Origin of the sequence: Asticcacaulis sp., assembly GCF_020217185.1 — a bacterium.
In the GTDB taxonomy this organism is placed as follows: Bacteria; Pseudomonadota; Alphaproteobacteria; order Caulobacterales; family Caulobacteraceae; genus Asticcacaulis.
This window is the reverse complement of the sequence record NZ_JAIWNX010000035.1, coordinates 1-10,000: the sequence shown is the minus strand read 5'-3', so window position 1 is coordinate 10,000 and position 10,000 is coordinate 1. Positions and strand designations below refer to the sequence as shown.

The following is a 10,000-nucleotide window of genomic DNA, read 5'->3' as shown; positions in this document are numbered from 1 at the left end:
GGTGATTTGGTGCGCCCTACCTTCACGCCGTCCATCCTCTATACCTGCGGCCATCATTGCGCGCACTATGACGGCGGCGGGTGCTGGTGTACCTGGGAAGATAGGGATGAATTTCCGGACCTGAATTGCGTCCGGTGTCATTCCTTTGTGACCGACGGACGGATAGAGTTTTTATCCGACTGTAGCCACGACAAGGCGGGGCAGACTATCAATCTTCCGCCCTGCGAATGACAAAAGCCCCGTCGATCATTCGGCGGGGCTTTTTGCGTTCAATTCCGACATGGCGTCTTGGTGTTTTGAATGCGTTATTGCTTTGTTTTTTCACATTCCGACTTGGCGTTGAAATTAACATGTAAGTCGGAAGTGACATAAATGCTAAATCATTGAAATCTATAAGTATCGCAATTCATTAAATTTAACGGTTGGTTAATGCCTCGGATAGAAACTCCCCACAGATAGATCGGAGGCACAGCGTCCGAATCATGGTTTTCCCTGGCATACAAAGAACCAGGTGATGTGAAGGGGTTTAGGGCTGAATGCGCGCGCAGGGCGTTTACAGCGAAGAGATGGAGAGCACAGGCGGTGAGCGCCGGGCCACCCGCGCGCCCGTGCGGCGGCGTTATGCCTACGATGTCGATGACATGCTGCGCCTTTTGCTGCGCGAATGGTGGCTGATGCTGCTGGTCTTTGCCATTATCTTCGGCGTGGGCGCCGGTTTTGCCATGACCCTGAAAAAGAGCTACACGGCCGATGCGTCGCTGCTGATGCAACTGGGGCAGGACTATGTGTATGTGCCTGCGGCCGGGGATGCGGCGCGCGGGGCCATCGCCACCATCGACGAAGTGGTGCAGTCGGAAGTCGAAATCCTCAACTCCGCCGAACTGAAGCACCGCGTGATCGAAAAGCTGGGCTACCACGCTATTGATCCGAGTTTTCCCAAGACCTTCACGCCGCGCAACGAAACCGAGCGCGCGCAGGCCGATACGCGGGTGATGAGGACGCTGAGCGGCCTGAAGACCGAAACGGCACCCCAGAGCAATATTGTGCGCCTCAGCTTTACGCACAAGGACCCGCTGGCCGCCGCCCTGATCCTCAATACCTTTATTGATCTTTACCAGACCTATCGCCACGAAGTGTTCATGGACGTCACCGCGCCCCTGCTGGAGAACCAGAAGGCGGCCTTTGACCGGCGTCTGCGTCAGGCGGACCAGACCTATGAAGACTTCCTGCTGCGCAACGGGGTGGGGGATTTTCAGGCGGCCAAGGCCACCTATACCAAGCTCTATGACACGGTTATGTCGGAAATCTATGTGGCCGATGCGGGGCTGGCTACGGCGCGGGCGCGTCTGTCGGCCATTACGGCGCGGCTGGGGCAACAGGCGCCGGAAATGAGCACCGAGCGGCAACTGGACCTCAGCGTGCCGTCGAAGATTCTGGCCCTGAAGCAGCAGCGGGCCGAGCTTCTGACGCGCTATACGCCGGCGGCCCCGGCGGTGCGCGACCTCGATGAGCAGATCCGGGCGCTGGAGACGATGCAGGCCTCAGGCCGCGCCATCGGCGAGAAGGAACACCGTATCGGGGTCAACCCCATCTATCAGCAACTCCTGACCGACAAGCTGACGCTGGAGGCGGAAATCGCTGCGACCTCTGGCCGCCGCACGCAGCTTCAGGCGCAGGCGGATCAGGTGACGCAAAAGCTTCAGTCGCTGGTCGGCATGGAGGCCGAATACAACAGCCTGGCGACGGAACGTAACGCCTTGCAGACCAATATCGCCACCTTCACCCAGCGGATTCAGGAAACCCAGGCGGCGCGTGAAATCTCCGAAAAGGCGCAGGACACGGTGCGGGTCGTCAACCGCGCCCGCCCGCCGGACAAGGCCAAGAGCCTGCAAAAGCCGGTCTTCATTCTGGCCTTCCTGTTCGGGGGGTTCACGGCCCTGTGTGCCGGGCTGGCGCGCGTCTTCCTGCGCAAGGGTTTCCTGAGCGCCGACATGGCCTCAAAGACGCTGGGCCTGCCGGTACTGGCGCAAGCCAGAGCCAAATAAACCCTCGCGAAACAGGCCCCCGAAACAGACCTTTGTCAGAAAAGGGTCGCGTTCAACCCATAGGTTTCTGATCCAAAACGGCTTATGGTATCAGCAGGCGCGTAAAGGCGCGATTCGCATACATTGCATATTGAGTTCTATGGTCGATCTGACGCGGGAAATGGCCGATCTGATGGCGGCGCTCAGGGGCGGTTCGCAGGCTGCCGGGAGCGGCCGTGGGCGCGCCCTCCTGTTCGTGTCGGCCTGCGGTGGCGAAGGCGTCTCGACCGTGGCGCGCGAATATGCGCGTTGCGAAGCGGCCTTTGCCAAACGCCCGGTGTGGCTGGTCGATGCCGACTTGCGGCAGCAGACGCAGCTTGAGGCCTTACTGGAGGAGCCCACGCGCTTTGGCCCGCCGGGGCCGGTATCCTCGGCCTCTCCCGATGGCTCGGTCTTCTTTGCCCTGTCGCCGAAGGCGCTGGACCCGCAGGGTCAGCCTGTGCCCGACAGCCACTACCTGATCGCACGGCCCTTTCTGGACAAGCGCCTGTGGGTGACGCGCCTGCGCGACCACCTGCTGCTGCCGGGGCAAAAGGCGCGGTTGTTTGAGCAATCCTCCTACTGGCAGGCCCTGCGCACCCATGCTCAGGCCATTGTGGTCGATGCCCCGGCCTTTGACCGTTCGGATGCCGTGCTGAAACTGGCGCCGCTGGTGGACGGGGTGGTGCTGGTGGTCAGCGAAGGCGAGGGCGACATCGACGCCCGCGTGGCGCTGAAAACCGAGATTGAACAGGTGGGCGGCCGTCTGCTCGGCATGGTCTATAACAAGAGCCGTACCGCCGCCCCGCCGGCGAGGCGCAAGGTCGCGCGCGGCTGATGGTTGGCGATATCCTCCGTGGCATCCGGGAGGACTGGGACGGGCAGTGGCTGTCTTTCGGTCTGGCGGTGTTTATCCTGTTCATGTTTTCGCAAGGGTGGGTGTCGCCCATCTTTGGCTATTCGACCGAACAGTCGCCCATGGCCGGGGCCATTATCCGCAATATCTATTATCCGGTTTACCTGTGCGCGCTGGTGCTTCTGGCCCTGACGTGGAAGTCGGTCTTGGCGGGCGTGATCCGCACGCCGCTGCTGGTCACGCTGATCCTGCTGTGCGCGGCGTCCTACCTGTGGTCGATTGACCCGTCAGCCACCTTGCGCCGCTTTGTGGCCTTCGCCATGACCTGTCTGGCCGGCTATGTCATCGCCGCGCGCTTTTCGTGGAGCAGGCTGATCGAGGTGATCGCGGTCACCTATCTGATCCTGATTGCCGGGTCGTTTGTCATGGCCATTGTGTTCCCGGACAAGGGGCGCATGACTGAGCTGTTCGTCGGGGCGTGGCGCGGGGTCTTTGCCGAAAAGAACAATCTGGGGGCCGTGATGGATGTCGGCTTTCTGGCCTGTCTGGCCGCGGGGATTCAGGTGCCCAAACGCCGCTGGCTGTGGTTTGCCGCAGCGGGCGGGGCGGCGTTTCTGGTGCTGATGTCCACCTCCAAGACCTCGCTGCTGGCGCTCATTCTGGGGGCCGGGATGATGGCCTTTGTCTGGCTATCGCGGCGCGGGCCGCTTCTGGGGGTGTTCCTGACCTGGGTTGCGGTGTGCGTACTGCTGGCGGTGGGTAGTTTTGTCATTCTGATGCCGGACCAGTTGTTTCACCTGCTGGGTAAGGACGCGACGCTCACCGGGCGCACCAATATCTGGGCCGGGATCGACTTTGTGATGCACAAACAGCCGGTTACCGGCTATGGCTACGGCGTCGTGTGGTCCACCGAGGGGGAGTGGACCCCGCTGCGCTGGATCACCGAGGTGGCGGGTTTTCGCGCCTATCACGCCCATTCGTGCTGGTACGAGGTGTGGCTGGCGCTGGGCTATGTCGGCCTGACCGTGTGGGCGCTGGTGTTTATCGAGACGTGGCTGAAGGCCTTTTACCGCACCTATCGCGGTGACGGGGGTTATTTCGCCCTGCCGTTTATCACCGTCTATTCGCTGATGAGCCTGACCGAGAGCATCGCTATCGGCTGGAACGACATCCGCTGGTGCCTGATCGTGCTGATTATCGTCAAGCTGGCCCTGCCGGGCGATGGGCCGGTGGTTGCGGCCCCCGTTGCGCCTGCGCGGCCAAGACGCGGGCTGTACGATTAAAATAACCACAAACCGGGTGTGTTTGTGTGGTGGGCGTTTGAAGAGTCACCACAGATTACACAGATTTCACAGATTATGCCCCGGTTCACACGCCTTCCGTGGGGCGCATATTCAAGGGCGCGAAGCGCCAAATCTGTGTAATCTGTGGTTTCCAAAACTGAGCATCAAAGGATGCAGCCGTGGAACGCCTTACCCGCCTGCGCGGCGGGCCCCTTCGGCATAGGTGATGACCTCAAAGCCGAGCGTCTGGGCGGCGGTGGCCAGTGTCTCCAGCGTCTCCGGCGTGCAGCCCCAGGGCGACGGGTTTTCGCGCACATCGTGGGTGTAGAGAACCAGCCAGCTTTGCGGGGTTTTGAGCGCCTGCGCCATCCACTCCAGCGCCAGCCGCTCACCGTTGTCGCCTTCGATGCCGACGGCCGGGGCCTGATTGAGGTCGCTGCCGGAGCGGATCAGGCCGTGGTGCAGGGCGCGCGATGAGCGATAGCGGTCGCCCAGCACGGCCTTGGCCTGCGGCGACACATCGCCATAGGGATAGGCAAAGGTGGTTGAAGTCGGAACGCCAAGCGATTGAATGAGCTTCTGATTTTCGTCCACGCTTAAAGCAATGTCGGCACCCTTCGCCTGACCGCAGTCGATGTGCATCAGGGTGTGGCAGGCGATCTCATGGCCGCGCGCGTTCAGGGCGGCGATCTGAGCGGCGGTGGTGTAGGGGCCGAAATGGCTGTCCTGCCCCATCAGACCCGCGGAGATGAAATAGGTGGCGCGATAGCCGTGGCGCTCCAATATGCCTGCCCCGGCAATGGCCGCCGATTGCGGGGCGTCATCGAACGAAAAGGTCAGCAGGGGCTTCGCCAGCCCTTTCAACTGCGCCGGTTTGCGGAACAGCAGCTTTGAGGCGCGGCGGCGCAGCTTGCCATACAGCGAACGGTCGGCGGCGTAGGCTTCGGCATAACTCATCAGACGACCTCGGAATAAAGGGCGGCGCGGTACAGGCGCAGGCCAAAGGCGCGGGCCTTCAGCGGCAGGGCTTCGCTGCGGATCACGCCGCGCAAGGTGGCGCGCAGGGCCCCGCGCAGGGGCAGTTTGCGGATCAGGCGCGCGGCGCGGTAGCTGGCATAGGTGGCGACGACCTGTGGGTGTTTGTCTATGACGCGGGCGAAGTTGCCGACCGATTGCTCATACTTGCGCATCAGGGTGTCCGCCGTGTCGAGCCCCAGATGGGTGGCGGGGTTGTCGATGTGCTGCACGCCAAACTGCTGCGCCACGCGCATGGCCCATTCGACGTCTTCCCAGCCCCAGCCGGTGAAGCGGTTGTCGAAATCCTGCGCGGCGAAGACGTCGCGGCGGATCAGCAGGTTCGAGGTGAAGACGTATTTTTCCGGCATCAGGGCGCGGGTGGCGGCATCGAGGCAGTCGCTTTTGGTCGCCATCAGGCGGTGGATGGCAAAGCGTTTGTCCATCGGGGCCTGAAGCAGAGAAAAGCCGCCAAACACCACGGCAGGCCGGTCCTCCATCACCTCAAGCCAGCGCGTCAGGAAGTCCGGCGCATCGGGCAGCATGTCGGAATCGAGGCACAGGAAATAATCGCCGCGCGCGGCTTGGGTCAGGCGGTTGCGCCCGCGCGCCCGGCCTTCATTGTGCGTCAGGCTGAGGAAGGTGACGGGCAGGGTGATCTCATCAATCGTTGACATCACCTCTTGCGTCAGTTCGAGCTGCCCGGACCCGTCATCCAGCAGCACGATCTCCACCCCCGGCGTCGGCGTCAGGGCGCGCAGCAGGGTGGCCGGGCTTTCCTTATAGAAGGGGATCAGCACCGACAGGCGCGGTGGCGGGGCGGCTTCATAGGCGGCATTGGTGACGACGGTGGCGGTCATGCGGCCGACCCTAACCCAAAGCGTTTAAGGAAGCGTTGGCTGTGCGCGCGGACGTCGTTGAGGTTCAGGGCCAGAGCCAGCACGGCATAGACCACGACGCCGGTCACGCCCTTTAGTACCAGTTCAACGATACCGCCAAAGGCGGGGATCAGCCGCACGCACAGGACCATCACCAAGGTGGCGGCGGCCGTCAGCATCAGGTCACGCCACGGCACGGGCAGGGCGATGGCGCGGCGTCCCAGAGCCCACGAGCCGATCAGCCCAATGCCAAAGCTCAGCGCGGTCGCCAGACCGGCCCCCCACAGACCGTAAAGCGGGATCAGCCACAGGTTCAGTCCGACATTGGCAATGGCCGGAATGGCCATGGCCACGGTCAAAAGTTTTGTTTTTTTTGACAGGGTAAAGGCCTGAAGGAAATAATAGGTGTTAAAGCCCGACAGCAAGGCACCGACGCTGATCAGGGCGGTGACGCTGAGGGCCTGTGCGCGCAGGCCTTCGCCAATCAATAGTTGAGCCAGCGGCGCTTCGACGGCGATCAGCCCGCCGACCGCCGGAAACAGCACCAGCGCCATGACGCGGAACTGATCGCGGGCGTGAGCTTTCAGGGCGTCGGGACCGCCGCTTTCCAGCGCGTGCACCAGCGCCGGGCCACCTGCGGCACCGAACCACAAAAACAGCACGTCGAGGATGCGCGAGGCGAGGCTATAGCCCGCGTGATAGGCCCCGGCCTCGGCTTCGGACAGGAAGCCGGCGATCAGAAAGCGGTCCACCGTATAGAGCGCCAGGGTGAGGATCAGGCTGGCCGAAACGGGCAGGCCGTAATGGGCGTACTGCCGGGCACGGGCGGCATCGAAGGCCCCCTTGCGCGCGCGGCCCCAGTCTTCGCGGGCGACAAACGGCAGACAGGCGGCGGCCACGATCCCGGCGGCCAGCAGCGGCGCGCCGCCCCCTAAACCGGCCCACGCCAACAGAGCGCCGAGAGCAAACCCGCCGACGGTCTGGATCATATCCAGCGTCGAGGCGGTGCCGACGCGCCCTTCGGAGCGGCGCTGTTCCTGCACCATCTTGATCAGGCTGCGGAAGACGACGACGCCCAGCCCGCAGCCAATGGCCAGCTTGAGTGCCTGCGTGTGCGCCTCCGGCGCGGGCCACAGCCACAGACCGGCGGCGCAGACGACGGCAAACACCACAGTCACCCCCGCAAACAGGCGATAGAGCGTGCCATACAGCGCCGGGGCTTCGGGGTCTTCGCGCGATTCCGACGGATAAAAGCGTGCCATGGCCGCTTCGATCCAGGTAAAGCACAGGGTCTGAGCAAGACTCGATACGCCAAAGGCCAGCGCATAGCGGCCATAGTCATCGGGCGACAGAAGGCGGGTAAAGGTGATCAGGGTGGCAAACCCGATCAACCCCTGCAACAGATTGGCGGGAAGGTATCCCCACAGGCCTTTCCAGAACATCGGCCTTACCGGACGGCGTGGCGGTCGCCAAGGATGCAGGGCACCGTCATGGCCATGATGTACAGGTCGAACCAGAAGGACTGGCGTTCGATATAGTCGATATCGAGTTGCACGCGGCGGCGCACGTCTTCGGCGTTTTCCAGCGCGCCGCGTGACCCTTTGATGGCGGCCCAGCCGGTCATGCCGGGCTTTATGCGGTGCCGCCAGGCGTATTCGGTCACCAGCTTGGCAGAATCGGCGTCGCCGGTCTTCATGCCGATGGCGTGCGGGCGCGGCCCGACCAGCGACATATCGCCCCGCAAAACGTTGAACAGTTGCGGCAGTTCGTCGAGGCTGGTCTTGCGGATAAAGCGCCCGACGCGGGTGACGCGGTCGTCGTCGCGCGACACCTGACGCGCGGCGGTCGGGTCGGCCGCTTCGATGCGCATGGAACGGAACTTCCACACAGTGATCACTTCGTTGTTCATGCCGTGACGGCGCTGACGGAAGAAGACCGGGCCGGGGCTGTCCAGCTTGATCAGCAGGGCGACCACGACCATCACCGGGGCGAAGATCAGCAGGGCGAGGGTGCCGATCACGACGTCCTGAAGCCGTTTGTGCAGGGTGCGGTGGGCGTCCGACGGTCCGACGCCATTGGCGCTCAGGCTTTGTTCAGACAGACGGTCCAGAGCGGTTTTGCGCCCGGCCTCGCTATCGACATCGACCAGCAGCGACACGGCATTGGGCAGGAGGCTCAGGCGACGGATCAGGCCTTCGACGCGGGCGCGCGCCGATGGATCGACGGCGACGACCACCCTATCGACATAGGGCGTGATCTTGTGCGACAGCAGCGCCTCGGTATCGCCCAGCACCGGCACGCCACAGACGTCACCGGGGGCGCGCGACAGGCGGTCGTCGAAAATGCCCAGAATATTGACATCGCGCCGTTCCAGCGCCGCTTCGATCAGGATTTTGGCGTCGCGCGTGGCACCCACAATGACGATATTGGGCGTCAGGAAGCCTTTGCGCCGCCAGCGCGCGACCAACCCAAACGATGCGCCGTGCAGCGCCCCCAGACCCAGCCACACGCCAACAGCCCACAGGCCAAAGACAGGGATCAGCAGGTCGGCACGACCGCTGAGGCCCGCCGTCGCAAAGCCGGCGATCAGGCTGAGCGTCACGGCGGCCAGCACGCGCAGCAGGTGCCCGCTCAGGCGCTCCTGACGACGATAGACGTAGAGATCGAAGCTCTTGAGGCTCCAGCACAGGCTGACGGCAGCGACCAGCAGCGGCAGGATGTCAGCCGCCAGCGCCCCTTGCCAGCCGCGCGACGACAGGCCCTGCGCCACAAACAGGCTGACGCCCGCGATCAGCAGCAGGTCGCTGAAACGGAAGAGGTAGGCATAGGCTTCATTGGCGCGGCGCTCACGCAGCGGCACCAGACGCTCAGGGCGGAACGGTCCGCGGCGGTGATCGGCCGGGGCCTCGGCCTTACGGCTCTGGCTCAAACCCTGAACGCGCAAGGCCTTTTCGCCCGTCACCCGGTCAGGGGCGGCGGGGGGCGTAAGCGTTTCGGCGGTGGCGCCTGTGCGTGCGTCTGTCATGACCGTTTGGGGTGTCCTTTGGGGATCATCTGAGGCGGTTTCGCCGACACCCTGCCACACGGCGTTTAGATAACCGTTAACGCAAGCCCTTTTTCCATAAGGCAAATCGTGATTTTCGGCCGATGCGACGATGTTCACACTTTTCCAGAGGGGGGCTTGGATTGCCCGTTGCCATTTGGGACAAGTCAGGCTAAGTGAACCCTTAGTGCGGAGACGTGGCCGAGAGGCTGAAGGCACTCGTTTGCTAAATGAGCGTACCCCTAAAAGGGTACCATGGGTTCGAATCCCATCGTCTCCGCCACTAAAAAAGCCAGCCCCGAAGGGCTGGCTTTTTTAGTGGCCCGAAGATCGAAAGCTGTCCGGGACTTCGAACCCTGGGTTCGAAAACGCCGCCGTCAGGCGGCGTTTCGGCGGAGCGCAGCGCAGCCAATTCCATCGCTTTCGCCATATCTTTTTAAAAGATCGCTCCATTCACGTCTTTTCTGATCGTCTGTGAAAGCCAAGTTTTGTGCTCAGCAATCTGCCTGCTTGGCTGTTTGGATACAGGCCCCTTCGACCTCTCATATGTATCGCAATTATATCCGATGCCGATATAGCTGGGGTCTGACCCAGACGAACTTGAGGCACCCCGTGGCACGCTTCCGGGAAAGCGTCGTTCCCTCAGAAGATTGAATCTCCCGTCGCGGGTTCGCTTCATGGGCGATGAGGTTATGCTGCGCTGCACAATTACAAATTTTTAATGAAAACGATTGTCGTATACGGTATGCGTATTAAAAATACCAAATTTCTTTATTAATTCAACAAGAAAATAACCTTGTAATTTACTTTATTAGCGACACAATTTTAGAGTGTGTTGCAAAATTACAATTATTTAATAATTA

7 protein-coding genes, 1 tRNA gene and 1 pseudogene are annotated in these 10,000 nt (G+C 62.2%); 5 read left to right on the top strand and 4 right to left on the bottom strand.

Annotated elements, in window-relative coordinates:
• The 4 genes and pseudogenes from LDL37_RS01690 to LDL37_RS01675 all read left to right on the top strand — a co-directional run.
• Positions 1–231: pseudogene (locus tag LDL37_RS01690) on the top strand (ammonia monooxygenase); the annotation flags it as partial.
• A gap of 305 nt (positions 232–536) precedes the next feature.
• Positions 537–2,045 (top strand): Wzz/FepE/Etk N-terminal domain-containing protein, encoded by a 1,509-nt coding sequence (locus LDL37_RS01685; RefSeq protein WP_290793381.1) that lies wholly within the window; start codon positions 537–539, stop codon positions 2,043–2,045.
• A 139-nt stretch (positions 2,046–2,184) separates the two neighbouring features.
• A complete protein-coding gene (locus LDL37_RS01680) occupies positions 2,185–2,901 on the top strand; it encodes a transcriptional regulator (RefSeq protein WP_290793378.1) in 717 nt (238 codons plus the stop codon).
• Entirely contained in the window at positions 2,901–4,202 is a 1,302-nt protein-coding gene (locus LDL37_RS01675; RefSeq protein WP_290793375.1) for an O-antigen ligase family protein, read from the top strand. The genes LDL37_RS01680 and LDL37_RS01675 overlap by 1 nt, the downstream gene beginning before the upstream one ends.
• Before the next feature lie 189 nt (positions 4,203–4,391).
• On the opposite strand, the gene LDL37_RS01670 is transcribed toward LDL37_RS01675, so the two are convergent.
• From LDL37_RS01670 to LDL37_RS01655, 4 genes are read right to left on the bottom strand one after another with little or no spacing between them, the layout of a single operon-like run.
• Positions 4,392–5,159, bottom strand: coding sequence for a polysaccharide deacetylase family protein (locus LDL37_RS01670; protein WP_290793372.1), 768 nt, complete (start codon positions 5,157–5,159; stop codon positions 4,392–4,394).
• Positions 5,159–6,076 (bottom strand): glycosyltransferase family 2 protein, encoded by a 918-nt coding sequence (locus LDL37_RS01665; protein ID WP_290793369.1) that lies wholly within the window; start codon positions 6,074–6,076, stop codon positions 5,159–5,161. The genes LDL37_RS01670 and LDL37_RS01665 overlap by 1 nt, the downstream gene beginning before the upstream one ends.
• Positions 6,073–7,536 (bottom strand): lipopolysaccharide biosynthesis protein, encoded by a 1,464-nt coding sequence (locus tag LDL37_RS01660; protein WP_290793366.1) that lies wholly within the window; start codon positions 7,534–7,536, stop codon positions 6,073–6,075. The genes LDL37_RS01665 and LDL37_RS01660 overlap by 4 nt, the downstream gene beginning before the upstream one ends.
• 5 nt (positions 7,537–7,541) lie before the next feature.
• Positions 7,542–9,119, bottom strand: coding sequence for an exopolysaccharide biosynthesis polyprenyl glycosylphosphotransferase (locus LDL37_RS01655; protein WP_290793363.1), 1,578 nt, complete (start codon positions 9,117–9,119; stop codon positions 7,542–7,544).
• Between the two features lie 209 nt (positions 9,120–9,328).
• Here LDL37_RS01655 and LDL37_RS01650 point away from each other — a divergent pair.
• Positions 9,329–9,420, top strand: a tRNA-Ser gene (locus LDL37_RS01650).
• Positions 9,421–10,000: the final 580 nt, after the last annotated feature.